Raw genomic sequence first — 24,097 nt, forward strand, 5'->3', positions numbered from 1 at the left:
TTGGCCGCCGGCACGGTCTGGGCGGCGGTCATATCCGTTTCGGGCGTCTCGCGTATGGGAGTTTATCGAATAAAATGCACCCAGTGTCCGGGTGCCTGCCTAGGGTCGATGTGGTCCCCGCCGATTTCCGGCGGGGACTGCCATGCTGTCGCTATCGCTTTTTAGCCGGGTGCTCCTTGCTCCAGGTCGCACGGCATGAGTTGCTGCAAAATGAGCGTTCGCCACCCTGGGTTCCCGAGAGCACGGTCCGCATACATCTCCTGCATGTCAGGAGGTAGCGGTCGGGATGGTCTCTGGCGAGTAACCACATGGCCTCCATTATGTTTCGAGGCTTTCGCTCGGGGGCGATCTCGGTCATCTTCACACCGGAATACGCCAGGCGGGGCTGAAACAGCCTTCCATCAAATGCCTGTAGCAGTCGATTCGCTATCCGCATCTGATCTTTCACGGGCTTACTGCCGATATCTGAACTTACGACCAGATAGCACCATCTGTCCTCTTCCGGGCGGCCTTTGCGGTCGGTACCGTCGGGCTGTTTCGTCTCGAGCGAGGTGAGAAACCTGATGAACCCGTTCCCCTCGCCTTTCAGGCGATGATCGATGGCGGGCCGCGTCGACGGCCTTCCGATGTCGACTAGGTCGGCGTAAAGGGGCCACGCCTTTCGTATATCGAGAGGCGCGTCGGAAATCGCCATGGTATCTGTGCGGTAGAACGGGTTGTATGCCACTGGGATCGCAAAGCAGGCTGCCGGGCCCATATCGAACCGGTCTTTCTGACCCGATGGCTCGACCTTGCGAAACCGTGCAGCCTCCAGGATGGCCTTCGGGTCGGCGCCGGCCCTGTAGAGCCCTCCTATGCGCAGGACTATCGAGAGCAGGTTCCTCGCAAAGACCCAATCGTGCAACGGCTCGACGACGGCGCGGAACTGCGAATCGAGGTAGGATAGGTCTTCGGCATTCGAGAAGTCGAACCCGTCGATAAGCTCCCTTGCGGCCTTCTTTCCCGTCCTGCCGATTTCCCTATAGCCCGTGCCGCCTGTTCCTACGGGCTCGGCATATGGATCGAAGTAACACTCGGACAGCAGACCTCCTAGGTCGGATGGGACTAGGTCCATTTCGCCCTCGATGCCACGTTGGAGCTCGCTCGGTACGAAGATGCGGCTTGCGAGATCGCCTTCCGAGGCCAACATGGGGCCGAGACCCTGGGCCGCCAGGACCAGCGAGCGCGCATCCCTCGCCATCATGAGCTCATTGAAACCGTCTGGGTCGATCGGGAGACAATCTGCCCCTATATCGCCAACTGCCAGGATCCTGACGAGGACATGCATGCCCGACTTCCCGTCTCTCGCGATATAGATTCGATCGGTGCGCATATGGCTCCCCTCTTTCAGTCTTCCTCGGTCTGGCGGTATACGCGGAGCTCCCATTGCTTCCGCTCGACTTTCGCCACGGCGTCCAGGATGAAGCCCGTGGCGAGCGAGATGGCGGCCGTGAACATGAGCGCCGCGGCGAGGATGGCGGTCGGGAACCGCGGCACGAGGCCGGTGGCGAGGTATTCGGTCACTACCGGCATGCCGGCACACAGGCCGCCGATGCAGAATATCAGGGCGACCAGCGAGAAGAACTTCAACGGGCGGTAGTCCTTGAAAAGGGTGCCGATCATCGCGATCACCTTCAACCCGTCTTTCACGGTGTTCAGCTTCGAGACCGAGCCCTCGGGACGGTCGCGGTACTCCACCGGGACGTCGGCGATGCGCCAACGGCGGTCGACGGCGTGAATCGATAGTTCGGTCTCGATCTGGAAGCCCTCGGATAGCACCGGGAAGGTCTTCACGAACGGCCTGGACATGGCCCGGTACCCGGTCATGACGTCCTCGAAGCCGTAACCGTATATCCACCTAATCATGGCGCGCACGAGGTCGTTGCCAAAGCCGTGGAAGGCACGGGCGTTCTGCTGCGCATAGGCGCCGTTGGACAGGCGGTCGCCCACGACCATATCGGCCTCGCGCGCGAGAACGGGAGCGCAGAGGGCTCGCGCCGATTCCGCCGGATAGGTGTCGTCGCCGTCGACCATGAGGTAGCAGTCGGCATCGATGTCGCGGAACATCTGGCGACAGACGTTGCCCTTGCCCTGGCGCGGCTCGCGCCTGACGGCGGCGCCGTGCGCGCGGGCGATCTCGGCGGTGCCGTCGGTCGAGTTGTTGTCGTAGACGTAGACGGCCGCCTCGGGCAGTTCACGGCGAAAGTCGTCCACGACCTTGGCTATCGTCGGAGCCTCGTTGTAACACGGGATGATAACGGCGATCCTGTCTCGGCTCACTGTCGACTTCCCTATTCGATGTCCAGGTAGGTGCACGGGACGCTGACGTATCCGCCCCGGGGGTCCAGGACCTTGATATGGTCGTGGGAGGACTCGATAACGTCCGCACGGGCGATATCGCCCGGAAGGCGGAACAGGTCCTCATGGTCGATGTAGGCGGCGCAGTACGTCCAGCCGCCCCTGCGGATGATGACGAGCTCGCGGACGCCGGTCTCGTGTCGGCAATATTCGGAAACGGTCATCGGTCTACTCCTTGTCCTTGCCGGATAGATTCCTCTCGACCTGCTTCAGCAGCTCGAGCTTCTGGGCCTCGATCTCGTTACGCTTGCGCAGCTCGTCGGCAACCCTCTCCAACCTGTCTTCAAGGCCATACAGACCACTTACATTTACGGACATTTCGATTTCCTTTCCCACAAATGCGATTTCGGGTCTTCAATCGATATGCGGGGATACGCCCCCAATGTCCAGAGTTCTACCCGCGGTGGAAAAATCTATTCGTTGAACGGGGTAAATATCGAAAAAGGCACCCGGTTTCCGGGTGCCTTGGCGTAGGTGTCGCGAGCATATGAAGGCGTAATACCATTAGCTTGTTCTGACAATTATACGAACGTTGCCAATGCTTACGCGGTATTTAGCCGTGAAGAAGCCTTCGAAGCCAGGGCGGAACTCCCCCACCTCAATCACTTGCGTCACTCTAAAGGTGCGACCGTCGCGCCACGCGATGCTTAGTGGCTCCAAAAAGCCATCGTCGCGCACGTGCGCGACGACGTCAACGTATCGCTTGTGAACGCGTCTCATTCTGCCGTTGCCGTCTTTTATCCAATCTTCCATATATCCGATTATCAAACAGGAGCCCGTTATCAGGTAGCGAACAAACGATGGAGATTCACTGAGTGAGCAAGCAGATCAGCGTTGCTGTCATCTTGCGAAACAAATAGATCAAGCGGTTTATAGCTATGCTTTCTTTCGCTCGATCTTCCTTGTTAACTTCCATGGCTTAACTTCCCCAAGTGTTTCAATTTGTAACGGGAAGGTGAAACGCCCGCGGCGGCCGTTTTGCCGCCGCTGGTATCACTGTTGTTACTTTCTAGAAGAGGTCGGCGAACATCGAATCGTCTTCCTCATAGTCGTCGCTGTCATCATCGTCGTCACTGTCTTCATCGAACGCTGGATGTCCTTGTCGACCTCGACTCGCCAAGTCAAGGCTTTCCTCCAGCTCGTCGAGCGTCACGGTCTCAAGCCTGCCAGCCCGGTAATCCTCGACCTTCTTCAATAGACCGTACTCATACTCAAGTCTGTCAATCTCGGCGGACTCAGTCTCCGAGCCGCCGGGTTCGAGGTCGATACCTGCCTCCGAGCCGTCTCCCGCGGTGTCCGCGGTAGACTCGGGTGAATCCGCATCGGGGCCGTCTTCCGCTGAGGCTCGGTCGTCGGTGCCGTCTTCGGCGGCGTCTGCCGTAGCGCCATCGGTTTCCGCGTCTTGGGACGGCTGCGGTTCGCTTTCGGTCTCGGCATCGTCGGCATCGGGATCGTCCGAGACGGTGCCGCCGCCGCTCACCATGCCGCCCGCGGTCTTCATGGCCACGAGCGCGCCGCCGAAGGTCATGAGCTCCATGTGCGCGTACTGCTCCGGGTCGACCACGACCGTGGGCTCGGGGCGGAGCTCCATAAGGTTCCGGTCGCCGCGCGTCCAGGTTCCGCGGGTCCAGGTGATGCCCGAGTCCAGGTCGTTCCAATCGATCAGGTCGTCGGCCATGAGCATGCCGTCCCCGAATGAGAGCACAGTCGGCACGATTGTCTCGTAGCTGCCGGACTCATAGTAGATGCAGAGGCCCTGCCCGTGGTCGCCCAAGTAGTTGCCGCTGTCGTCGAACAGCACCTCGAAGACGGCCGGAGCCAAACGCGAACCGTCCTCGGTCCTCACGAGGATCGGCTTGCCGTCCGCATAGACGCCGTCTATGGCGTCCAGCTCGTCCGGCTCGATGATCGTCACGGCGCGCTTGAGGAGTTGCATGTCGTCGCTTGTTGTGATGAACACGCTGCGCTCTAGAAGCACGCCCTGGTTCAGGTAATCGGAAATGTCGAGGAAATCGTCCTCGAGCATGATGCCGCTGTGCAGGTCCATGCGCGTCGTCTCGATCACGCGGGCCCTGTCATGCATCTTCACGATGATGTTCACCGTCTATCTCCTCCTTGTGTAGTTCGCCGGCGTATAGCCGTCGTCGTCGATATCCTCTCGGATCTGCGTATACGTCCGCGCGTCTCTCGTCTTGCCTTCGTCCCTCTTCTCGAGTTCGAGGTTCTTGACCTTCGGATGGCTGTTCAGCAATGCGTTGACGTCGGCGATGGTCGGCTCACCGCCGAGGCTGTCGATGTCGGCCTTGGCGATGACGCCGGACTCCACGAGGTCTTCGAGATATTTCATCTGCCTGTCGGTTGCGGGGCGCTGGAGGTACGGCTTCCATCCGGGCTTCGCGCTCCTGTCCGTCTCGCCGGGCGCGGCGATCGTCACGGGGGCGTCCTGCGCCCATTCGCTTCCGGCTATGCCGTAGGCCGACCGCTCCGCGCGCAGGTCCTCCTCGCGCTGCTCGCCGATGATCTTCGCCTTGGCGCGCTCATGGTCGCGCTCGATCTGCTTGATCTTGTCGGGCGTGAGCGCGCCCGCCGCGATCGACTCCGAATAGGCCTTCCGGTAGCGGACGTACTCGCTCGTCAGCATTGCGGTCTGCTCGGCGGTGATGACCTTGGCGCCGCGGCTGTTGCGCCCGGCGCCTTTTTGTCTCTCGCCGCGGCCCCGCACATCGGTGGGGCCGATCGGCATCTGCGATGAGGTCAGGACATCGACCGCGGCGGAAAGGCGGCGCGAGCGGTTGCGGATATCGCCTGCCGCGGAAATGAGGTTTGCGGCGTCCGCCCTGACGCCATCGCGGCGCTCGAGGAGGTCCGTGTAGGTCCTAACGGTGAGCTCGATGCCGCGCTCGGCCATCCATTTGCGGATCACCTCCATCTCGCGAAGCTCGGCGGCGTTATCCTCGCGCCATGCCGCGAGCGCGCCGTGGCCGTCCGGGCGCGCGGTCAGCTGCGCGGCGCAGGCCGTGTACACCTCGACCTGGCGGATCGCCTCGGCCGTCTGCTCGGCCTCCAGCTTGAGTGCGTCGGCCCTCGCGTCGAGCGCTTCGACCTCTGCGGCGAGGCGCTTGGCATCGGCCGCCATGTCCGCGTAGCTGAGGTAGCCGCGCTCGCGGATGATGTTCACGGCGTCGGCTGCGGCGGCGAGGCGCGCGGCGGAGCGCTCGATCTTCTTAGACCGCTCGAGGTTGTTCGACGCGACGGCCTCGAATGTCATGGGCGGTAGTTTGACGTCCGGGACAAGGTCCTCGGCGCACATCCTCACGTTCGGACGCCGTCCCTCGAGGCGCACGGAAAGGCGCTCGCGCAATCCCTCGACTGTATATGAGTCGTCCAGCTTGTAACCTTTCACGGGGCGCCCCTTACCCTCGGGCGGGTAGAAGGTCAGCACGCCGCGGCGGTTGATATTGATGCGGTAGCCCTTCTCAGCCAGGCGGCACTCGAGTGCAGACCATGTCCGGCAGCCCTGCAATGCCGACTCGATGTCGTCGTGCATCGCGTCGGTCCAGAGCTTCCTTCCGCTGTACCTGGCGCGTCGCTGGGCGTCCGTCTCGTGTCGGCGCGCCGGGCGCGCCTCCTGCAAGACGACCTCGCGGCGGCTGTCGGGGCGCGGCGTGCGCGCGTACCAGGAACCGTCCTCGTCCCTCGTGAACTTGAAGTTGTCGAATGCGCTGTAGCCGTAATCGCGGCAGATGCGCTGGAGCTCCATAGCGTCGGCCTGAACATCGTCGTCGTCGAGGTGTATCTTCCTACCGTCGACGGGGTTGACGGAGTTGACGACGATATGTGCGTGAGGGATGCCGTTGTCTATATGTGTCTCGATCACCCACTGGTAACCGCCGTAGCGCTCGCGCACCCAGTCGTATGCCAAGGTGTCGACCGCTTTGGCATCCAGGCCGTCTTCGGGATCGGGTGAGATCACGAAGTGGTAGTACTTGCGGCCCGTATCCTTGCCGAACATCTGGCGCGTCGCGTTCATCTGCTCGTCCCAGTCGGACCTATCGAGATCGATCGAGCTTGAGCGAAAGGTGACAGCTCGGCCGTTGCGCGCAAGGTAGTCCTTGATCTGCTTGCAGCCGCCGAACTTGCGGGCGAGCGTCTTGAGCATCGCCATGCTAGCGCTCCACTTCTGATTGACGCCTCAGCTGCATCATGAGGCCGCGCGTCTCCGCCAGCGCCTTGCAGTATGGGTCCTTCAAGGTGGCGACGAAGTTCTCGATCTGCGCCGCGAGCTCGCGGCGGCGCTCCCTGCCCATGTCGGGCATGTCCTGGAGGAGTATAAGCGTGTTCGCCGCGGCGGCGAGCTGGTTCAGGTTCACGCCCTGTTTGTTGAGCTCGTAGAAGAACTTCTGGAAGAAATCGGGGTCGCCGATGTAGTACATGGGCGTGTGAAGGATGCGGTCGACCATGAAGCGCGATTGCGTCATGCCGGCCTTTCTCGCGGCGTCTCGGATGAAGGTGTCCTCGTAGGGCGTCACGTTGAAATGCTTCTGCACGGTGCGGTGCTCGGTGTCGAGCAGACCTTCCAGCGCCTCCTTCACGTCGACGCACTCGCCGCCGGGCAGCTTCGACAGCGTGAACTCCTGCTTGCCGTAAATCGCCGCCTCGCGGATGAAATCAGAGACGGTCAGGCCGGCAAGCTCCGCCTTCGCACGAACCTTATTCAGTTCGGTTTCAGTCAGGCGAACGCGGATATAGCGTCCCCTGCCGTCTCTGCTGGCTGTCAAAATCTCTCCTATCTCCTCGCGCACCCGTGCGCGACCCCGGTCCAAGGGCGGAGCCCTGGCAAGCGCCGGAGGCGGGCGGGTTTCCGTCGGCGGGCTGTGCCCGATGGCGGAAATCTGACCGACTTCGGCGGCATACTTGTGGCCACATCTACGATGGGGGTACAAGTATGCGTCTCTTGCGAAGTTTTCAGTATCCTACCCCTATTCGCCTGGGTTTATACCGCCTTGCACCGGTCTGTCTGTGTCGAAACGATGTCCCCGTTTATGCCGTCGGCTGTCGCGTTCGAGGCGAACGGGATACCGCCCGGCGGTTGCGTGCCCGATCCGATTCGGATACCGTCGCGAGCGTACAGGTTGTTTTCAGCGATGAGAAAGAGGGCCATATGGATGCCGACGATTGCGCCCGTATCGTCGAGGGGGTTGCCGCCGTGCTCGATCTGCTCGCGGCCGGTGGCGATGCCGTGGACGACCCGGCGCCGATCTACGAGCTGCTTGCGGAGAGGTGCCGCCATGTCCGGGTGGCGCTCGAGGTCATGACGGGCTGCGAGTAGCCGGGGCGCGCATTTTCGGGTTCGGGTCTTGTCGGCGGGCGCCGCTGGGCGGACCTGTCCGGCGCCGCCCGGGGTCGTCGGTCGCGCATCGGGGCGCGGCGGGCACCCGTCCGGCCGTGTCCGGCGCGAGCGTTTCCGCTCGCCTCGCGGCGGTGCCTCGTCAGTGTTCGGAGCGATGCCGCCGGCTTGCGGCCGCGGCATGAAAATGGCCGCCACCGTGTTCCGGTGGCGGCCATTCTGCCGCGTATTCGCGTCCTGTCGGCTCTACGCCCTCTTGTCCGCGAGGCGTTCGTAGTCGTCGCTCGAGAGCACGACGGCGTACACGGCGCCGTCCTTCATCAGGTACGCCATGCCGTTGCGCTCGATACGGCGCTCGATCTCGGCCTGCGGGTCGCTGACGCCGCCGAGGTCGACGCTGGACTCCATCAGGCGTCGGATATCGTCCATCGTCAGGTTCTGCATCTGCTCGGTGAACGCCTGGCGCTTCTGGCGGGCGCGGCGCTTCTCGCGCTTCTCGGCGTCTGCCGCCTTCTTGGCGGCGTCTGCTGCGCTGTCCTCAGCAGACGCCTTCGGCTCCTCGGTCCCGATCGGCTCGATGTCGTGCAGGGTCTCGCTATCGGTATCGAACATGTTCTCCCTCCCTTCGTATCACGTTGCCGGCATTACCTTTCGATGCTACCCAAAAGCGGCCGAGCCCATACACCGCCCGCCGCCTCCGGCGGGATGCAAACGCGCGAGGCGTTTGCGCCGCCGACCTCGCCATGTGCGCAAAACAGATCCCCATCATCGGTTTCCGATGGCGGGGATCTCTGTTACTTGAAACCGCGACGGTGCGAGCCGGCGGTCTTCATGTGGCATCCGGCATGCCCTATGACGATCAGCTCGTTTTCCCGGTCGATGTAGAAGTGGAGGCGGAAGGAGTTCTTCTGGCTCCTCCCCTTTATGTGGGCGGAGATGTCCACGGTGCGCCCGCCGTAGCTCCTCTCGCGCATCTTCATCAGGTCGACCTGCGCCCTGGTGGCGCTGCTCTCGCTGAACGTGAGCTCGTATCCCGTCCGGCGCTGGAACTCGTCGGCGACCCGGCCCTCGCACCCGTCGTCCTCGAACAGAAGGCCGTAGAGCGCCGTCGCGGCGCCGCGCACGATATCCCATTCCTCGGCTAGGTTGCCGTCGTAGGATTTCGCGGAGTCCAAGGCCTCGGGCAGGACGACGATGCGGTCGGGCCAGATGGAGCGAGCGAGCTTCAACAGGTCCGTCAGGTCGCGCGGGATCGCCTGGAGGCATTCGGCCACTCTCGCGGCCCCGTCGTCGTCCGACGGGGCCGCGCACTGCGCCGCCTTGCGCTCGAGTGCGCGCTTCTCGCCCTCGAGCCGCTGGACGGTCCTCGTGAGCTCGTCCACCTTCGCTGCGGCGTCGGAGTAGCTTCGCTCCTGGTCCGTCGCGATCTCCTCCCAGGCCTCGGCATCGGAGCGCAGGCGCGCGATCTCCGCGCGCAGGCCGTCGATATCGGCGACCGGCTCGGCCGCCGCCTTCGCGCGCGAACGCAGGCGATCGATGCGCTCGCCCTGCCTCTCGCTCTCGGCTCGGCTGCGCAGCCACAGCACGTCGCCGACCCCGGCGACGTCGCCCGGCCGGGCGTCGATGCCGCGGCCGAGGCCCTGCATCAGCACGTTGATGAAACCGTCGCGCCCGCCGGCGGAATAGCGCTCGACCCTGTGGCGCGTGAAGAGCGTGCAGGCGGATAGCGATTCCTCGGTCGATAGGTCGATGCCCGGGCGGTACACCATGACGGCGGACCGCCCGATCCTGTAGCGCCCGGCCGGTGTCCGGTCGGGCAGCAGGTCGCGGAACGCCTGCACCAACGCGCCGTCGCGCATGTCGATGACGTAAACCGTGGCCATGCCGACGAGTTTCGACGCAAGCTCGGTGGCGTCCCAAACGGGGGTCTTGCCGTCGTCGTCGGTCGTCATGAGGACGATCGGCAGGCAGCGCGCGCGGTCGGTCAGGCTCGGCATGAAATCGCCCCTCAGCGTGTCCGCGTCAAGGTATATCTCCTCGGCGCTCACGCGCGATGGGCCGATCCTGACGTCGAGCCCGCCGCACGCGAGGATGTCGCGCACGACGCGCGGCACGGACGGGAACGGGCTGCGCTGGTATCCGAAAAAGCCGTTGACGGCGTAATGCGATACCTGGACGTTGAGGATGCACCCGCCGTCTCCGGCGGGTGCGAGGCCGATCCTCGTGTGCCAGCGGCGGCGCGAGAACTCGCCGTCGAGCTCATCGGTCTCGACGGCCCATGCCGCGCCCTGCGCACCCGATAGGCCGAGAAAGCGGACGGCCTTGGCGACGTCCGGCTCGTCGGCGGCCGTCCAGCCCGAGGGCACCGCGATGTCCGCGGCGCCCTCCGGTACGTCCAGCCCCTTGGCGTGCAGCCAGCCCATGACAATCGCCTTCACGGTCCCGGACGCATCAGCGCCATCGGCCGCGGCGACCTCGAAGCGCGCGCGATAGTGCGGGGTCTCTCCCGATATGGTCCTCAGTGCGGGAGCCAGGGCGGGAGGCGTGGGGCGCCGGATGGGTGCGGCGGCAGGTTCGGGCAGCTGCCCGGCTTGCGCCCCCGGACCCTTCAGGACCCTTCAAATGGCCTCCTTGAACGGAGCCTCCATCACGTCGTAGACGGTGTCGGGGGATGTCACCTTCGCGACCTGCTCCAGAGCGAGCATCATGTCGTTCGCGTCGCCCTCGTTGCGGAACACCATCACCGGGGCCGTCCCCAGATTGCCCGTGCACATGAGCGTGTAGCACTTGGCCGGCTCCGTCTCCGGAGCCTTGGTCCCCGCGCCCGCCGTCTTCTGCCCGTCCGCCTTCGATACCTTCTGCATTTCCGTCTCTTCCTTCCCCATGCCCTGTGACTGTCGCTCGGCATCGGTCTCCGATGCCGCCTTGCGCTCCTGGCGCTTCCTTGCCTTTCGGTCGCGGCGCTCCTTGGCCCTGCGTTGTTCGCGGTTCATCGGGCGCCTCACGGTTCCCGCGCCGTCGTCGAAGCCGTTCCCGCATGCCTCCGCAGCGAGGTCGAGCCCTTCGGCCTCGACCCATGAGTCGAACTTCCCGATCGCCTCGTCCTCGCCGCACCGATATGTCTTGACCATGAACTTGGCGTTCGGCATGCGGACGTGGGCCTCGTAGCAGCGGTCCTCCGGCTTCCATAGGCCGGCACGGTAGCGGTCCCCCCTTATGAGCTTACGGGTCGACATGGACAGCCCCTTCCATCGCGGGCGCGTCCGCGCCCCGGACGACCATCGCCCTCCCGCAGGACGGGCAGCGCGCGCATACCGATACGGCCACGCGCCTGCCGCAGCGCCCGCAGGTGTAGGAATACGCGGCGCGCCTTGTGCGGCCCGTGCGCTCCGGGCCAACCATAGGCGAGACCGGGGCGAGCATGTCGGCAAGCCGCATCGCCGCAGTCTGAAAAGCAGTGCGGTCCGCCCTCTTGATATCCAGGGCGGCGAGCGTGCGAGCGGTGAAGCTCTCGGCATCCAGCGTATCGGTCGCCCGCGCCTGGCGGCGGAGGCCTGCGAGGCAGCCGAGGTCGCCGCACGTCATGCCGTCGGCATCCGGCATCGCCTCGCGGGCCGCCGCGAGTCTCACGATCGCGTGCAGGCAGCCGAGGTAGCCCAGCCGCCCGGCGGCGTCCACGGCGTCGCAGACGGCATCGGCGAAACTCGTGCGATCCATGTCGGCGACGCGCTGCGCGACGGCCTGGAGGCGCAGGGCGATGCAGATGCGCCCAGCATCGGGTCCCATCTACGCCGCCTTCTTGCCGAGGTCCGCGATATAGGGCGCGACGCGGTAGCCCTGGGCGCTGTACTCGAATGCTGTCATTTCCGTTTTCCCTTCTATTCGATACCGCACGGCCCGCCTAGCGGTCCTTGCGCAAATGGTCCTCGAGCAGCGAGCGCATGAGATCGCTCGCGCTGCGGTAGCCCTCGCCGCGGTGCTCCACCAGGTACTTCTTGAGCTGCCAGTAGAGGTCGTCGGGGACGATCACGCTCAGGCGGTGCGACGGGCCCTCGGCCTTCGCCTCCCCCGCCTCGGGCTCGGGGGCGGGGTTCACGACCTTTTCGACGATCGTCTCCTGGCGGTCGATCATTTCCTTGGAAGTGTCCGTGAAAAAGCTGTTGATGGCGGAGTCCGCCTTCTTCGTCCGTGCCATTACAGCATCGCCTCCACCTTGTCCAGAATCCCCTCGATCGCGTCCGCGGCGCGGCCGCCCGGCTGCACCTCGGATACCGGCTTGTTGAACGACGCGCCGCGCTTGAACGCCTCGGCAGTCGGCACGCAGCCCAGGATGGGCAGGTCGTCGGCCGCAAGGAAATCGGTGAAGCTGCGGTCGATGACCCGCTTGTCGGAATAGCGGTTCACGATCAGCCCGATCTCAAGATCGGGGCTGACGCTCGTGATGAGCTGGATCGTGCGCTTCATAGCGCGCAGGCCGCGCTGGCTGGGCTCGACGGGGACGATCGCGATGTCGGCGACCTCCACGCAGCCGCCGAGCTTGTCGTTCAGATAGCCCGGGGTGTCGACGACGGTGACGGCCTTCTCGCCCTCGACGGTCCTCTGCTCGTGACTCGCGCCGCCCTGCGGGTCGAGGTTGATGAAGCCGACCTCGCGCCCGCGGCGCTCGAGGCCCCAGGCGATCTCGTCGGCGAACGTCGTCTTGCCGACGCCGCCCTTCTGATTGACCAAAACGATTGTCTTCATGTGTTTCCCTTCTACGGGTGCCGCCCGATTTCCGGGCGGCCCTCTCGGATATCTGCCGCCTGCCGGCGGCGGGCACGGGGCCGGCGAGTCGCTACCGGTCCCGCATCCGCCGACGGCAGGGCGCTAGGGCCCTGCCGCTGCCATATATGTACCCAGTTATGCGGATGCGTAAACGCACATCTGCATACCTGTGCGGATGCGCGTTTACTTATTCTTGCCCGTCGGCGCCGCTATGCGCCGTATTCCGACGCCCTCGCGGCGCGATACGCGCGGCGCGTTTCGACCTCGCGGCAGTACTCCTTTCGTGCCGCCACCGTCCTCTCCGCCACGTCGTAGGCGTACGCGATGAGCGCGCCCGCCACCGGGAATACGGCGCAGTTGATGTAGACATAGCTGTATGCGAGCATGAACCACATCCCGACGAGCCCCGCGACCAGCGCGGCGGCGGCGGCGACCTTCTCCCTTCCGCTCGGCTCCATTACTTCCCTCTTGCAACCGGCCATGACGGCCTCCTTCCGATATTCGGCGATCCCGCGCCGATGCGGTCGCGGCCTCCCTTGCCGCCGGTATGTATGTACCCAGTTGCGCACATGCGTATACGCACAAATATGTAAATTCGCAAATGCGCGTTTGTGTAACTTGAGAATGTGCGCCGCACCCTGCCCGGGTTCCGGGCGGCAGGGCCCTGACCTGCGTTTTCCATGACCGGTGAGCCGAAGGGACCCCATCCATCCTGCAGGCCGCCGGTTGTGGGTAACGTGTGGAGGGCTGATTGCGGCATGAAAAAGCCCCGCCGAAATCTCCGGCGGGGCAATCGCGTGGGCATGAGGGCTATATATATATGTGGGCTAGAACGGGATATCCTCGTCCGCGATCTCGAGGGCAGGAGTCTCGGGGACCGTGTACTGGAGCTCGCCGCCGCCTGCGGCGGGAGACGCCGACGAGGACGAAGCGGGGCGGGCGTTCATGAACTCGATATCATCGACGATGACCTCGAGCTTGCTGCGGCGCTGTCCGTCTCGCTCCCAAGAGCTGTAGCGCAGCTTGCCCTCGATCGCGACCTTGCTTCCCTTGGAGATGTATCGGCCCACGGCCTCGGCACGGGTGCCGAACATGGTGCAGTCGACGTAGTTGGGATAGTCCTCCCACTCGCCGGTCTGGGGGTTGCGGCTGCGGTCGTTGACGGCCACGCCGAAGCTGAGCACCTGCGAACCGCAGTCCCAATCGAGTACGTACCCGGCAAGGAGCATCTTGGCATCCAGATGGTCCTTGGACATCCGCCCGGATCTTCTCCTCGAGGGTTCGAGCCGGCCTTTCGGTCCCCGGTTCCGGGGTACCTCCCTTGCCGTTCTCCAGGGCGCCTTCCAGGGCGGGAGGCGTGGGGGCGTCGGGGTCCCTGCCGTCCATGAGGTCTCGGATGTAGGCGCGGACCCGCGACTCGTAGCGGCGCGGGCACTCGATTTGGACCGGCTCCTCCATCCTGTGCTCGAGGGAATCGTAGAACTCCACGACCTCGTGGCTGGCGATCAGGCGGTTCGGCTCGATCTTGGGGAACACGGTGAGGCCGGCGGCGGAGCGTACGCGGGACAGGCCGACGTACAGCTGGCCCTCGGCGAAGACCTTCGTGTGGACGCAGCAGGCATCGAACGTCAGGCCCTGCGACTTGTGGATGGTGATGGCGTAGGCGAGCTTGAGCGGGATCTGGGTATAGGTACCCACGACGGCGGTCTTGACCCTGTTGACGGGCCTGCCCTCCTCGTCCATCTCGACGACGGCCTCGGACTTGTTGATCTCCCATCTGTGCCGCTCGATGCGGACCTTCTCGTCCACCCCGTCGAACTTGACCGTCACGCCGTCCGCGGACGCGTCGGTGACGGTGCCCTGCGTGCCGTTGACGTAGCCCTCCTGCGGGCTGTTCACGAGCGACATCACGCGGGCGCCGCGGCACAGGACGATCCTCTCCGGCGCCATCTTGTCGCCGTTTGACACCGTGCCTGTCGCGGCGGCCGCGAACTCGACCTTCGGGGCGTCGAGGGCTTCGACGTTCTCGCGGTTGATTGAATCGGCGATGCGGTTGTTGGCGCACAGCACCAGCGTGTCCTTCGGCAGGTAGGCGCGGGAGCTCTTCGAGTGCGCGTTGAAGTAATCGAGGCACGACGCGTCGCCGACGCGGGCGCGGTTCAGGTTGTCGATGAAATCGGGGTCGGATTGGCGCACGACCTTCTTGAGGACGTGCGGCTCGAAATCGAAGCCGGCCCAGTACCTCGACTTGAAGCACCAGCCCTGGAGGTTTCCGGGATAGAACTTCATCAGCAGCGCGGAGTCGCGTTCGGTCACGACCGGCGGCAGCTGGAAGAAATCGCCGACGAGGACCACCTGCTTCGCGCCGTTGCGCGTCATGGACTGGGAGATCATCCCCATCACGTGGTCGAACAGGTCGATGCGGCACATCGAGATCTCGTCGATGATGATTACCTTCGCGGCGTCGAGCACCTTGCGGGACCCCTTGGGGCCATCGGGGGCACAGACCCCCGGCGCGATTTTCAGCGTGCGGTGGATCGTCGAGCCGTCCGTGAGGTTCAGCGCGGCGATGCCGGTGGGCGCCAGGGCGAGGAAATCGACATTGCGCGCCTTCAGGTCCGATATGAAGGCGTTGAGCACGTAGCTCTTACCCGTGCCGGCGTTGCCCGAGAGAAACACGTTCCTCCCGTCCCTCAGCGCGCTCAGCGCCTCGGCCTGTTCCGGTGTAAAGCGGTCACCGTCTGCCATTTCCATTTCCCGTCATCCGTTCGACCAGTAACGGGGAATTGATACCCGCGCAAGCGAAAAAATATACGCTGAACGGGGGTTTCGCAGAAACTATAGGAAGTTTTGGAAGGCGGGGCGGATATGCTTCCGCGCATTTCCCCGCGCGCCCGTATACCCCGATGCGCAAACGGGTACGATAGCCTCAGAATGATGTGGGTCCCGCGCAGCCGAACGGCTTGTCTTTCCCATGCGGGCATCGCGGATTTCTTTCATGGGTGGGACTTCGGTTCGAGAACAGGCCGCGATCTCGCAAGGGGTCGCGGCCTGTTCATCTGTGCGTCTATGTCTTTATGCGTGCGCGCATATGTGCAATGGTGCTGGTGTGTATATATGCGTGTGCGCATATGTGCCTCGGCGTATGTATGCCGATGTGCGGATATGCATCCGGACAGATGTGCCGGTGATCTATGCGGGAAAACCGGCGCCGGTCTCGCATGAGCTCTTCCGCCTCAACATCGCCCATATCAGCTCGATTGCCGGGGCGACGCGCACCTGCCGGAATTCGGAAGTGTCGTAGCGCTTCCGCAGGGCGCCGCGGGCGTCGGGCGAGTACACGGCCGCCCCCTTGGGCAGCATCCCTTTGGAAGCCAGCGAGTCGGCGAGCTCGAGCGGGCACACCAGCCAGTTCTCATCGCCCTCGAACGTCCTGCCGTGGCCGCTCGTGAAATCGTCCATACACGACTTGACCTCGACGAACGTGAAGGTGCCGGCCTCGAGCTCGGCGGCGGTCGCATGGTTCGACGATCGGTCGCGCGGACGATGCGGCCTGTAGGCCACGAAATCGACCCGGCGGGCGTCATCGACCCAGACCTCGCTCGCGACCAGGGCGTTCTCGCGGCACAGCCTCGCCCATACCTTCTCGGAAAGCTCGGCGGTCACCTCGCCGCGGTTTCGTTTCCCCTCCATGGGACACACTCCCCTTCGATGCAAAACTCGGCGGTCACCTCGCCGCGGTTTCGTTTCCCCTCCATGGGACACACTCCCCTTCGATGCAAAAGGCCGCCCGACGGTCTGCGCGACGTGCGGGCGGCCCGCCCCGGTACTACTCCTCGGAACCCTCCGGCTTGCGGGGCCGGAAGGGCACCGGCTTGATGATCGACAGGTCCATATGCCTGCGAGCCTAGAAGAATATAAGCCAGATCGTACCCAAGAGCAGGGAGACATATCCCACAGCGGTCACGAGGAAGTCTATGAAGGCGAGGGCCGCGGCAATATCGACCCGGATGCCACAGGGGGCCAAGTTCGATGCGAACCCATGCAGGGGATACATGGCACAGATGAGGCATATCGATTCGAGACCTGCCGCCAACAGGGGATTCACCCCCGCCAGCTCCCTCGGATAGAGCAAGCCCATCAGGACGGAATCCGCCACCAGCGCCGCCCAAATCAGGAACACGCCGACCTTAAATGCCTTGGTGTCCTCGACCAATGCCAGGGGCATCATGCAGCCTAAGAAATCGAGCAGTAAGGCCGAGGCGATCAGCGGGACGACCATCACTCCACCGAGTTCTCGGCGGAGTCGGCATCGATATCGGGGTTCGAGAGCAGGCCGTTCAGCAGGGACGGCAGGTCGATTCCCGTGCTGTCTTTCAGGCCGGATGCGACCTGGTCGACAATCGATGTGGTCTCCTTTACGAGTTTTTGCGCGTTGCCCGATCCGTACATCTTGATGGAATCGACGGCAGTGAGGGGCTTCGCAACCTGCTCGGCTACCTTGGGCATGATGTCGATGTAGCGATTGGCGAGCAGGTAGGGGTTATCCATGCCGTTGTTCGCCACGGCGCAGGCGTGGATGAGGATCGCGTCCTGTGTGGGGATCTCATTTTCGGTGGTCAGCTGCACCTGCACGGCACCGAGGGAGAGAGTGTCAACGCGCTGGAGGAGCGGGATAACGAATGTACCCTTACCGGAGACGCTGCGCATCTTACCGGCGCCGGAGACAATCATGAGCTTGTCCGGCGGGCATTTGCGCCAGCAACTCTCGAACACCATCGCCACGACCAAGATGCCGACGATGATGGGGAGCAGGCTGAAGATTACAGATTCGAAGAACATGCAGCTTCCTTTCTTTAAGGGCGGCCCTGACAGGGCCGCCCGGTGATAAACAGTTGCTTGTGAGGGGAATTACGCCAAGAACTCAATCGGACGTACGAGCATCACGAAAAGCGTGGCGATGCAGGCGAGAACACAGAGCGTGAGCGAGAAGGTCCATACACCGTGCAGGATCTCGACCTGCTCGGAGCGGCTCAGGCTATTGAACCCGCCGCCGTATCTTGTCCAGATATCGCGAAGTATGTTGATGATGGGCATTTAGCACTCCTGTGAAACTAGAAAGTGTTCGGGTTCAGGTTGCTCAGCATTTGCTGGAACTGCTCAAGTTCGTGAGCAATTCGTGGTTAAAAAACCACGAGAAATGTGACCATACATGCGAGGGCGCCACCAAGGAGAACGAGGATCCATGCGCTATTTATGAACTCGTCCAGCTCGTAAGGGCTCAGGCTATTGAACCCGCCGCCGTATCTCATCCAGATATCGCGAAGTTTCTCGATAACGTGCATCTATCACTCCTGTGAAGCTAGAAGGTGTTCGGGCTCAAAGGCGGTGGCGATCATGGAGCTCCAGTAATTCGTATAAGAGAAGAGGCAAGGCCATCACGAAGAGAGACGGCAGTAAGATGTAGCAAAACGCTGATCTTATAATGATGTCGTTGGCCGTCATCAGGGCCTCGAATGCTTTCAAGGCCTCGTCTGGTTCCGCGTCGGAAACCGATTCGCCCTGACTGCTTTTCATATCGGCTTGTTCGGTCGCATCGCCGACAGGCGCACTTCCGTTCATGTCGACGTCGACGACGACATGATCACCGTCGTCGGAGATCACGGCGGCGGTCGCGTTCTCGGCGTAAGCCGCGGGCGCGATGCAGCCGAACGATGCTGCGGCTATGGCCATGGCGGCGAGCGGCTTCAGCGCCCTTGCGGGTATTCTCATTTCAGTTCTCCATTCCTTCCGAAATGTTCCGGTGCGCGCCCTCCCTCGGCGCTGTCCGTTTCCCCTCAGGTGGTTATTCCCCGTATCCGGCGGCTTAAACGCCGGATACGGAAAACGGCCGGAAACAAGGCGCCCACCGGGGCTGGAGCTCGATGGGCGCGTGTGCGGCTATGTGCATGTGCGTAGATATGCCGACGTGCATGTGTTCCATTGTGCGAGTGTGCGTATGCGCAACTGCGTATGTGTGCGTGTATGCGTATGTGCGATTGCGGAACCTACAGGATCGTATCGAAACCGGGCCTGCCCAGATCCTGGCGAATGCTGCCGGTCGTGAGCTCGACGTGCGGGCGGCCGTCGGCGCCGAAGACGAGGTTCGTGGCGCCCGCCCCGGGAACCACCGTATCCACCTGCCCCGTCGTGAGATCGCATCGCATGTTGCCGACCTGCTGCTCGATATGCACCGTGCCGTCGGGTTTCAGAACGTTCCTGATCATGGCGTGCCACCTTTACGCATATATGCGGATGCAGATGTATGGGTATGTGCGGATGCGCGGTTGAGCGTTTGCGTGTGTATGCCAAAGCGCCTGCGGGCGCATCCGCACCCCCATGGTATCAGTGCCGGGGCGCGGAGTCCTTCGAGACCTCGCGGTCAGCGTCGGCGACCTTGCCGGGCGACGGCTTCTCGGCCGCCAAGGACGCGGCGGCCTTCCGGGCGGCCGCGGCGATGGAGGCCGGGGTCCTCTCCGGCCTCACCCAGCCGTAGGCCTCGGCCATCTCCTCCATGTCGACGATATCCCGATTGAGATATACCGGCGAGATCTCGCCGGTATAGGCCCGCTCCAAGTCCTCGACGATCGCGTTCTCCGCGAGGAAGTTGTCGCTCGCCAGGCGCCAGTCGCCGTCGGCCTGCTGGAAGAGGACCGGGTCGGCCCCCTCATCGGTGTAGTAGACGAGCGTCGACGCCTTCTGCCCACCATCGGCATCGATATCGTACGAGAACGTCTTCGCTTTAAGGTCGGAGATGCGGAAGGCGACCTCGCCGGCGCCCCAGTCCCCGGCGAGGTCGCCGTGGACGGCGTATGCGTCCGCCTGCGTGTCGCCGTACAGTCCCCCCATGATGAAGTAATCGTACCCGTCCACCACGCGGTAGACGCCCAGCGTGCGGCAGTCGGGGTCGTTGCCCTGGGCACGGACGGAGTCCAGGGAGTCCTTCAGGCGGACGGCCGCCGGGTAGGTCGAGCACAGGTAGACCAGGCCGGGGTCCGGGACGTCATCGTGGATGCCCCGGTCGAATACGCAATAGCCGCCTCGCCTCGCGCTATCCAGTGCGGATTCCAGGGCGGCGAGCGCGGGGGCGGATTCCTCGCGCTCGAGCTCGCGGGCCATCGCCGAGACAAGTTCGCCGCCATAGGTTCCCAACGGCACCTTGCCGCCGAGGGCCTTGCATGAGTCGACGAAGCGCGCGCAGTCCCCGATGTCAGGGAGAATCACCGTCAGCTGGCTTTCCCCATGCCCAAAGCCGATCTCGCCGCCGCGGCCGTCAAGGATCCCGACTGCGACGGCGGGAGGATACGCCCCGTCTACCATCTTCGCCGTGATGATCTCACGTTCGAGTGCGTCGCCCAGCATGCCCTCGATCATCTGCCTGTCCATCTTGAAACTCCATTCCATTGCCCAGGCGCATCTGGCCCATGCGTGTCCTTCTGCAAAATGCTAGCGCCGATCACCGATGGGGCCGGCGGTGCGGGTCGGGGCTTTCCGAACGGGAAGTGCCGTCGGGCCGCAGGGCGCGCAGGCGCCGCGCGATGTCGCGGATCTCGAAGCGCGCGTCGAAGCGGTGCGGCATCCCCTCGCCCGCCCAGAGCATCCCGGCGCGCCCGGTCGCGATCCGGTCGACGCGGGTGAAGTCCAGCCCCAGCATATCGCAGATGCCCCTCACCTCGTCATGGACCGGCGAGCAGGCGCACCGCATGGCGCCCTCGCCCGAGACCTCGCCGTCGAGCTCGAGCCCGTACAGCTCGTCGCCGTAGAGCGCGGCGATGTGCTCCTCGGCCTCGCCGGCGGACATGTCCTCGATCTTCTCCACGGGAAACCCCAATCCCTCAGGGAGGGCGCGCGGCCGTGCGCCCTCGTATGTGTGTATCTGTGCAGGTATGCGCATGCGCAAACGCGCAGATGTGCGGACGCGCATGTACATACCCATGCGGACGTCAGCGAGGAAGCCCGCGGACGAGCGATGCGAAGTCCGCATCGACGCGCGACCGGTCCAGCTCCCAGAGGTCGGCGATGAAGTCGAGCAGGACCCTCACCGTCCCGGTGCGCTCGGGTCGCGGGAGGCGCGGCACCAGCAGGACGACGGAGTAGAGGGCCTGTTCGTAGCTGCGCCCCTCCTGGGGGGCACGGCGGCTCATCGCCCGGCCCCCTCGGCATCGCAGGGCGCCATGCGGCGGTCCGGGCCGTCCATCTTGACGCGCTCGGTCATCTCGGCCAGGCGCGAGACGATAGCCAGGGCGTCCTCCTTGCGGCCGTACTCCGACAGCACCGCGGCGAGGCCCGCCTGGGTGTACTGGCTGGTGACGATCGTGGCGCGCTCGGCCTCGTAGCGGCCGTTGACGATCTGGAACAGCTTCGCGAGCACCCACTGGGTCGAGGAGTCCTTGCCCAGGTCGTCGATGATCAGGACCGGGACGTTCACGTACCTGCGGATTACGTCGGCCTCGCTGTCGCCGCCCTTGTCGAAGGTCGAGCGGAGCTCGGTCATGAGGTCCGCCGAGACGACGAACCTGACGCCGTGCTTGGGCCTGCCCTTCGGGACGGGCCGGTACGCCCAGTTGCCGAAGCGGGGATCGAGGCGCGAGCCGGCGTAGTCGTAGGCGATACGGCACGCCATCTCGGTCTTGCCGACCCCGCGCGGACCGTAGATGTACAGCCCGCCGCCGTGCGCGAGGCGCGCGTCGTAGGCATGCTCCGGGGCGGCCACTCCCTCGGCGATGCGGCGGGCGAAGCGCGGCGGGATGCCGGTCTTGCGCACGACCGCCTCATGGAACGCGGGGTCGGTCGCGGCGAGGGCGGCTACGTCCACGATCTCGAGCGGAGGCAGGGCGCCGCCGACGGGAAGCGGCGCGGCTGTTGCAGCCGGGGCCTCGGGCACGGGCGCCGCTGGCACCGGAGTCCGAACGGGCGCCGCGGCGGGGGCCGGGTGCTCCGGCTCGAGGTAATGCGGCCCCATCTCGTGCCACGCGTCCGCCTCCGCCCTCCAATCGAGCACCGGCGTGCCGTCCGCGCGCCGCCAGGCGCGGGCATCGTGGTATGCGTAGAAGAAGTTGCCGTAGAAGGCGTTGGCGGAGCCGCGGTCGTCGTAGCCCTTCCCGCGGACGTAGGCCTCGACTTCCTCGAGCGCGGGTCTTTTCGGCCTCGCCTGCGCTTGCGTGTCGTTCATCTCGGTTCTCCCTCCGTCTGAGCTAATCGTCGTTGAACTCGCTGAAATCGCTGTCGGCGGCCACGCGCTCGGCGACGCTCATGGCCCTCTTCCCACCGGACGGGCCGGACTTACGGGCGGAGCGCGGCGCGGGCTTGCGGCGCCAGGCGTTCACGACGTTCTTCCATCGGACGATCGGCACGCCGCCCGCGCGGACCCAGCCGGTGGCCTCGTAGTAGTCGAAGAACTCATCGGGGTCGATCACGCGGTAGGCGGGATTGTCCGGGTCGGGGGCGTCATAGCCCTTCTCGTGCACGTACTTTCGGACCTGCTCGCGGGTCGGCGCCTTCGACGGGGCGGCCCTCTCCTCGGCGGCGGCCACGGCGCCGGAATCGACGAGATCGGCCCTCAGGTCGTAGAACCTCAGGCCGTTTCCGGCGGCGAGGAACTTGGGCAGCGACATGATGTAGCGGCCGTCGGTGTGCGACGCCGCGTACTCGCGGCGGTATGTGTCGTAGGCGCGACCGATGCGCGGAAGCGTCCAGCCGTCCGCGAGGGCGCGGGCATAAGCCTCGGCGACGTCGGCGAAGACCTCCGCCTTGCCGATGGACATGCGCATGAGAGCAAGCACCTCGGCGTTGGGGACCGGGACCTCCGTCTCGAGCCCAAGGCCGGCCTCCGACGCGACCTTCACGACCGTGACCGAGTCGCCCGCGGCCTTCGACACCGCCGGGTTCTCGACAGACGGCCGCGCGCCCGCGCGCCCTCTCCCACTAACATCAATAACAACATCCTTGTTAGTGTCGCAAAAATTGGTACACGGCGAAATCGTTTCCCCAGTTGGGCCCGTGTACCAATTTTTGGTACACGGTGAATCTAGTTGCAAACTAACGTTAGTTTGGCCGCCCGTGTACCAATTTTTGGTACACGGCGAATCCTGCGGGTTGTTGATAACTTCGTTTTCGACGTCTTCCCCAAGCGAGTTTTCAACAGTGGCGGCATCGGTCGATTTCGAGTTATCGACAGGCACGAAACGGCGCTCCTCGGGGATCTCGGCATTGACCACGTAGCGGTTCGAGAGATAGCGCCCGCGGCCCTGCGCGCGGCCCTGGTGCACGCTGATGTAGCCGCACTCGACCAGGGTTCGGCGGTGGCGGTAGTAGGTGTTGCGCGACATCGCGAGGTGGGTGCAGATCGTGTCCACGGACGGGAACAGCGAATGGGTGCCCGCGCCGGCATGGGCGCAGAAGTAGGCGTAGACGCCCTTGGCCGACGACGACAGGCGGGTGTCCTCGGTCGCCTTGGCCGAGACGATGCCGAAGCCGCGCTCCATGAGGTCGCCGCCGAAGACGACGACCGCGCCGTCGCGGTCCAGGATCTCGAACGTCTCGTCGAGCTCGTCGCGGGTGCGGCCGGCGGGCTGTGCCGCCATGCCGCGCTCCTTTGCGCTACTCACGGCACTGCACCCCCTCCCGCACGACCTCGGCGGGGATCGGGACCATGCAGAGCTCCCCGTCCCGGTCCTCGCCGTAGGGCGTCACGATATCGACGATGTAGCCGCCGCGCTCGAGCGCGGCCAGCGCCTCGTCGTAGTCGCGGCGCGGCAGGCCGGCCTCGGCCGCCGCGATGTCGCGCGCCGGGCACTCGATCGCCACCGACATGGGGTCGCGCGCCACGATGCAGCAGAAGACCGACTTCTGCTCGAGCGTGAGGTCGCCGTCGTCGAAGATCGGGCGGATGCGCCGCGCCCAGAACCTATCGCCGACCGTCATCCTCGCCGTGCCGGCCTGATTCCCGGCGGAATCTTTCCTTCCCATATGCCATCCCTCCATGGTCATCCATCGCGGGCCCAGGCCCGCATCCTGTGTCTGTATCTACCCAGATGTGCAGATGCGTAATCGCACAAATACGTAAAAACGAAAATGTGCGGTTGCGCATATGCGCATATGCGTACATGCGTATGTATGCTGATGTGTGGGATGAAAAAGGCACAGGCCGTTTGGACCCGTGCCTGAATCAGCGCGCGTCGACCTTGAGGAAAGTCGATACCTTGATCTCGCTCTGCCCGCCGGCCTCGGCCCTCCTCGGCCGTCCGTCGAGAAACGATGCCGCCCTCGCCTCGGCCAGCTCCCCCTCGAGCACCACGGCGACGCCGGGGGCGAGGGAGGCCGCCACGGCCATCGCCACCGGGCCGAACGCGACGCAGCGGAACCTGTGCTCGACGCGGCGCGAGCCCGCCGCCTTCTCCTGGGACAGGCAGAAGCGCGCGTGCGCGGGCCCCCTGTCCGGCTCCGTGAACTCCACGGGCCCGAACACGAGCCCCGACACCACGATCCTGTTGACCGTTTCCAAACCCCGACTCCTTCCTTCCCAAGCCATCCGTCTCGGAGGTTAAGCCG

At 64.5% G+C, this 24,097-nt stretch carries 29 protein-coding genes and 2 pseudogenes; 1 reads left to right on the forward strand and 30 read right to left on the reverse strand.

Going from position 1 to position 24,097, the window contains the following annotated elements:
• Positions 1–151: 151 nt before the first annotated feature.
• The 7 genes from DXC18_RS06645 to DXC18_RS06675 all read right to left on the reverse strand — a co-directional run bounded on the left by DXC18_RS06645 (position 152) and on the right by DXC18_RS06675 (position 7,175).
• Complete coding sequence (locus DXC18_RS06645) at positions 152–1,372, reverse strand: hypothetical protein (RefSeq protein ID WP_117716723.1); 1,221 nt, start codon at positions 1,370–1,372, stop codon at positions 152–154.
• A 14-nt stretch (positions 1,373–1,386) separates the two neighbouring features.
• The gene (locus DXC18_RS06650) at positions 1,387–2,319 is read right to left on the reverse strand and encodes a glycosyltransferase family 2 protein (protein ID WP_199412233.1); all 933 of its coding nucleotides are present in this window, start codon (positions 2,317–2,319) and stop codon (positions 1,387–1,389) included.
• A gap of 11 nt (positions 2,320–2,330) precedes the next feature.
• Positions 2,331–2,561, reverse strand: coding sequence for a hypothetical protein (locus tag DXC18_RS06655; protein WP_117716724.1), 231 nt, complete (start codon positions 2,559–2,561; stop codon positions 2,331–2,333).
• Positions 2,562–2,565: 4 nt separating this feature from the next.
• On the reverse strand, positions 2,566–2,715 hold the full coding sequence (locus tag DXC18_RS10440; protein ID WP_158552011.1) for a hypothetical protein: 150 nt from the start codon (positions 2,713–2,715) through the stop codon (positions 2,566–2,568).
• Positions 2,716–3,406: 691 nt separating this feature from the next.
• Positions 3,407–4,498 carry a hypothetical protein gene (locus DXC18_RS10705; RefSeq protein ID WP_233509034.1) on the reverse strand — a complete coding sequence of 364 codons (1,092 nt, stop codon included), beginning with the start codon at positions 4,496–4,498 and terminating at the stop codon, positions 3,407–3,409.
• Between the two features lie 3 nt (positions 4,499–4,501).
• Positions 4,502–6,562, reverse strand: a complete 2,061-nt coding sequence (locus DXC18_RS06670; protein WP_117716726.1) for a relaxase/mobilization nuclease domain-containing protein — start codon at positions 6,560–6,562, stop codon at positions 4,502–4,504.
• 1 nt (position 6,563) lies between these two features.
• On the reverse strand, positions 6,564–7,175 hold the full coding sequence (locus DXC18_RS06675) for a mobilization protein MobC (RefSeq protein ID WP_117716727.1): 612 nt from the start codon (positions 7,173–7,175) through the stop codon (positions 6,564–6,566).
• Between the two features lie 311 nt (positions 7,176–7,486).
• Between DXC18_RS06675 and DXC18_RS10350 the strand changes: the two genes are divergently transcribed.
• Positions 7,487–7,726 (forward strand): hypothetical protein, encoded by a 240-nt coding sequence (locus DXC18_RS10350; protein ID WP_147330261.1) that lies wholly within the window; start codon positions 7,487–7,489, stop codon positions 7,724–7,726.
• A gap of 264 nt (positions 7,727–7,990) precedes the next feature.
• Here DXC18_RS10350 and DXC18_RS06680 read toward each other — a convergent pair whose 3' ends face one another.
• From DXC18_RS06680 to DXC18_RS06785, 23 genes and pseudogenes are all read right to left on the reverse strand, one after another.
• Positions 7,991–8,356 carry a hypothetical protein gene (locus DXC18_RS06680; RefSeq protein ID WP_117716728.1) on the reverse strand — a complete coding sequence of 122 codons (366 nt, stop codon included), beginning with the start codon at positions 8,354–8,356 and terminating at the stop codon, positions 7,991–7,993.
• A gap of 182 nt (positions 8,357–8,538) precedes the next feature.
• On the reverse strand, positions 8,539–10,167 hold the full coding sequence (locus DXC18_RS06685; protein ID WP_117716729.1) for a hypothetical protein: 1,629 nt from the start codon (positions 10,165–10,167) through the stop codon (positions 8,539–8,541).
• A gap of 195 nt (positions 10,168–10,362) precedes the next feature.
• The gene (locus DXC18_RS06690) at positions 10,363–10,980 is read right to left on the reverse strand and encodes a hypothetical protein (RefSeq protein ID WP_117716730.1); all 618 of its coding nucleotides are present in this window, start codon (positions 10,978–10,980) and stop codon (positions 10,363–10,365) included.
• Positions 10,967–11,530, reverse strand: a complete 564-nt coding sequence (locus DXC18_RS06695) for a hypothetical protein (protein ID WP_117716731.1) — start codon at positions 11,528–11,530, stop codon at positions 10,967–10,969. Before DXC18_RS06695 ends, DXC18_RS06690 begins: the two co-directional genes overlap by 14 nt.
• A gap of 115 nt (positions 11,531–11,645) precedes the next feature.
• Positions 11,646–11,939 (reverse strand): hypothetical protein, encoded by a 294-nt coding sequence (locus tag DXC18_RS06700; protein ID WP_117716732.1) that lies wholly within the window; start codon positions 11,937–11,939, stop codon positions 11,646–11,648.
• Entirely contained in the window at positions 11,939–12,487 is a 549-nt protein-coding gene (locus tag DXC18_RS06705) for a ParA family protein (RefSeq protein WP_117716733.1), read from the reverse strand. Before DXC18_RS06705 ends, DXC18_RS06700 begins: the two co-directional genes overlap by 1 nt.
• A 230-nt stretch (positions 12,488–12,717) precedes the next feature.
• Entirely contained in the window at positions 12,718–12,990 is a 273-nt protein-coding gene (locus DXC18_RS06710; RefSeq protein WP_117716734.1) for a hypothetical protein, read from the reverse strand.
• 345 nt (positions 12,991–13,335) lie between these two features.
• A pseudogene (locus DXC18_RS06715) lies at positions 13,336–13,701 on the reverse strand (single-stranded DNA-binding protein); the annotation flags it as partial.
• 1,108 nt (positions 13,702–14,809) lie between these two features.
• Positions 14,810–15,262: pseudogene (locus DXC18_RS10710) on the reverse strand (AAA family ATPase); the annotation flags it as partial.
• 438 nt (positions 15,263–15,700) lie between these two features.
• Entirely contained in the window at positions 15,701–16,201 is a 501-nt protein-coding gene (locus DXC18_RS06725; RefSeq protein WP_117716735.1) for a hypothetical protein, read from the reverse strand.
• A 214-nt stretch (positions 16,202–16,415) separates the two neighbouring features.
• Positions 16,416–16,790, reverse strand: coding sequence for a hypothetical protein (locus DXC18_RS06730; RefSeq protein WP_117716736.1), 375 nt, complete (start codon positions 16,788–16,790; stop codon positions 16,416–16,418).
• Positions 16,790–17,350, reverse strand: a complete 561-nt coding sequence (locus DXC18_RS06735) for an SPFH domain-containing protein (protein ID WP_117716737.1) — start codon at positions 17,348–17,350, stop codon at positions 16,790–16,792. The genes DXC18_RS06730 and DXC18_RS06735 overlap by 1 nt, the downstream gene beginning before the upstream one ends.
• A 69-nt stretch (positions 17,351–17,419) precedes the next feature.
• Positions 17,420–17,605 (reverse strand): hypothetical protein, encoded by a 186-nt coding sequence (locus DXC18_RS06740; protein ID WP_117716738.1) that lies wholly within the window; start codon positions 17,603–17,605, stop codon positions 17,420–17,422.
• Between the two features lie 86 nt (positions 17,606–17,691).
• Positions 17,692–17,853, reverse strand: a complete 162-nt coding sequence (locus DXC18_RS10445; RefSeq protein WP_158552014.1) for a hypothetical protein — start codon at positions 17,851–17,853, stop codon at positions 17,692–17,694.
• 34 nt (positions 17,854–17,887) lie between these two features.
• Positions 17,888–18,280, reverse strand: a complete 393-nt coding sequence (locus tag DXC18_RS06745) for a hypothetical protein (protein ID WP_117716739.1) — start codon at positions 18,278–18,280, stop codon at positions 17,888–17,890.
• Positions 18,281–18,555: 275 nt separating this feature from the next.
• Positions 18,556–18,774 carry a hypothetical protein gene (locus DXC18_RS06750; protein WP_117716740.1) on the reverse strand — a complete coding sequence of 73 codons (219 nt, stop codon included), beginning with the start codon at positions 18,772–18,774 and terminating at the stop codon, positions 18,556–18,558.
• A gap of 118 nt (positions 18,775–18,892) precedes the next feature.
• Positions 18,893–19,933, reverse strand: a complete 1,041-nt coding sequence (locus DXC18_RS06755) for a hypothetical protein (protein ID WP_199412234.1) — start codon at positions 19,931–19,933, stop codon at positions 18,893–18,895.
• A gap of 70 nt (positions 19,934–20,003) precedes the next feature.
• Positions 20,004–20,366, reverse strand: a complete 363-nt coding sequence (locus DXC18_RS06760) for a hypothetical protein (protein WP_117716742.1) — start codon at positions 20,364–20,366, stop codon at positions 20,004–20,006.
• Between the two features lie 124 nt (positions 20,367–20,490).
• Positions 20,491–20,691 (reverse strand): hypothetical protein, encoded by a 201-nt coding sequence (locus DXC18_RS06765; protein ID WP_114526616.1) that lies wholly within the window; start codon positions 20,689–20,691, stop codon positions 20,491–20,493.
• A complete protein-coding gene (locus DXC18_RS06770) occupies positions 20,688–21,719 on the reverse strand; it encodes an ATP-binding protein (protein WP_117716743.1) in 1,032 nt (343 codons plus the stop codon). The genes DXC18_RS06765 and DXC18_RS06770 overlap by 4 nt, the downstream gene beginning before the upstream one ends.
• Positions 21,720–21,741: 22 nt before the next feature.
• Positions 21,742–23,154, reverse strand: coding sequence for a helix-turn-helix domain-containing protein (locus tag DXC18_RS06775; protein ID WP_233509035.1), 1,413 nt, complete (start codon positions 23,152–23,154; stop codon positions 21,742–21,744).
• Positions 23,147–23,515 (reverse strand): hypothetical protein, encoded by a 369-nt coding sequence (locus DXC18_RS10450; protein ID WP_147272559.1) that lies wholly within the window; start codon positions 23,513–23,515, stop codon positions 23,147–23,149. The genes DXC18_RS06775 and DXC18_RS10450 overlap by 8 nt, the downstream gene beginning before the upstream one ends.
• A 199-nt stretch (positions 23,516–23,714) precedes the next feature.
• Positions 23,715–24,050 (reverse strand): single-stranded DNA-binding protein, encoded by a 336-nt coding sequence (locus tag DXC18_RS06785; RefSeq protein ID WP_158552017.1) that lies wholly within the window; start codon positions 24,048–24,050, stop codon positions 23,715–23,717.
• Between the last annotated feature and the right edge of the window lie 47 nt (positions 24,051–24,097).

Origin of the sequence: Collinsella sp. OM08-14AT, from assembly GCF_003438115.1 — a bacterium.
Taxonomy (GTDB): domain Bacteria; phylum Actinomycetota; class Coriobacteriia; order Coriobacteriales; family Coriobacteriaceae; genus Collinsella.

Bases quoted from the DNA above. Each gene is read 5' to 3' on its own strand.
- DXC18_RS06765 (WP_114526616.1), bottom strand. From the start codon at position 20,691: ATGAGCCGCCGTGCCCCCCAGGAGGGGCGCAGCTACGAACAGGCCCTC.
- DXC18_RS06750 (WP_117716740.1), bottom strand. From the start codon at position 18,774: ATGATCAGGAACGTTCTGAAACCCGACGGCACGGTGCATATCGAGCAG.
- DXC18_RS06735 (WP_117716737.1), bottom strand. From the start codon at position 17,350: ATGTTCTTCGAATCTGTAATCTTCAGCCTGCTCCCCATCATCGTCGGC.
- DXC18_RS06770 (WP_117716743.1), bottom strand. From the start codon at position 21,719: ATGAACGACACGCAAGCGCAGGCGAGGCCGAAAAGACCCGCGCTCGAG.
- DXC18_RS06695 (WP_117716731.1), bottom strand. From the start codon at position 11,530: ATGGGACCCGATGCTGGGCGCATCTGCATCGCCCTGCGCCTCCAGGCC.
- DXC18_RS06645 (WP_117716723.1), bottom strand. From the start codon at position 1,372: ATGCGCACCGATCGAATCTATATCGCGAGAGACGGGAAGTCGGGCATG.
- DXC18_RS06690 (WP_117716730.1), bottom strand. From the start codon at position 10,980: ATGTCGACCCGTAAGCTCATAAGGGGGGACCGCTACCGTGCCGGCCTA.
- DXC18_RS06725 (WP_117716735.1), bottom strand. From the start codon at position 16,201: ATGGAGGGGAAACGAAACCGCGGCGAGGTGACCGCCGAGCTTTCCGAG.
- DXC18_RS06710 (WP_117716734.1), bottom strand. From the start codon at position 12,990: ATGGCCGGTTGCAAGAGGGAAGTAATGGAGCCGAGCGGAAGGGAGAAG.
- DXC18_RS10440 (WP_158552011.1), bottom strand. From the start codon at position 2,715: ATGTCCGTAAATGTAAGTGGTCTGTATGGCCTTGAAGACAGGTTGGAG.
- DXC18_RS06745 (WP_117716739.1), bottom strand. From the start codon at position 18,280: ATGAGAATACCCGCAAGGGCGCTGAAGCCGCTCGCCGCCATGGCCATA.
- DXC18_RS06705 (WP_117716733.1), bottom strand. From the start codon at position 12,487: ATGAAGACAATCGTTTTGGTCAATCAGAAGGGCGGCGTCGGCAAGACG.
- DXC18_RS06730 (WP_117716736.1), bottom strand. From the start codon at position 16,790: ATGGTCGTCCCGCTGATCGCCTCGGCCTTACTGCTCGATTTCTTAGGC.
- DXC18_RS06700 (WP_117716732.1), bottom strand. From the start codon at position 11,939: ATGGCACGGACGAAGAAGGCGGACTCCGCCATCAACAGCTTTTTCACG.
- DXC18_RS10450 (WP_147272559.1), bottom strand. From the start codon at position 23,515: ATGGGAAGGAAAGATTCCGCCGGGAATCAGGCCGGCACGGCGAGGATG.
- DXC18_RS06655 (WP_117716724.1), bottom strand. From the start codon at position 2,561: ATGACCGTTTCCGAATATTGCCGACACGAGACCGGCGTCCGCGAGCTC.
- DXC18_RS06670 (WP_117716726.1), bottom strand. From the start codon at position 6,562: ATGGCGATGCTCAAGACGCTCGCCCGCAAGTTCGGCGGCTGCAAGCAG.
- DXC18_RS06680 (WP_117716728.1), bottom strand. From the start codon at position 8,356: ATGTTCGATACCGATAGCGAGACCCTGCACGACATCGAGCCGATCGGG.
- DXC18_RS06685 (WP_117716729.1), bottom strand. From the start codon at position 10,167: ATGGGCTGGCTGCACGCCAAGGGGCTGGACGTACCGGAGGGCGCCGCG.
- DXC18_RS06755 (WP_199412234.1), bottom strand. From the start codon at position 19,933: ATGGACAGGCAGATGATCGAGGGCATGCTGGGCGACGCACTCGAACGT.
- DXC18_RS06740 (WP_117716738.1), bottom strand. From the start codon at position 17,605: ATGCCCATCATCAACATACTTCGCGATATCTGGACAAGATACGGCGGC.
- DXC18_RS10445 (WP_158552014.1), bottom strand. From the start codon at position 17,853: ATGCACGTTATCGAGAAACTTCGCGATATCTGGATGAGATACGGCGGC.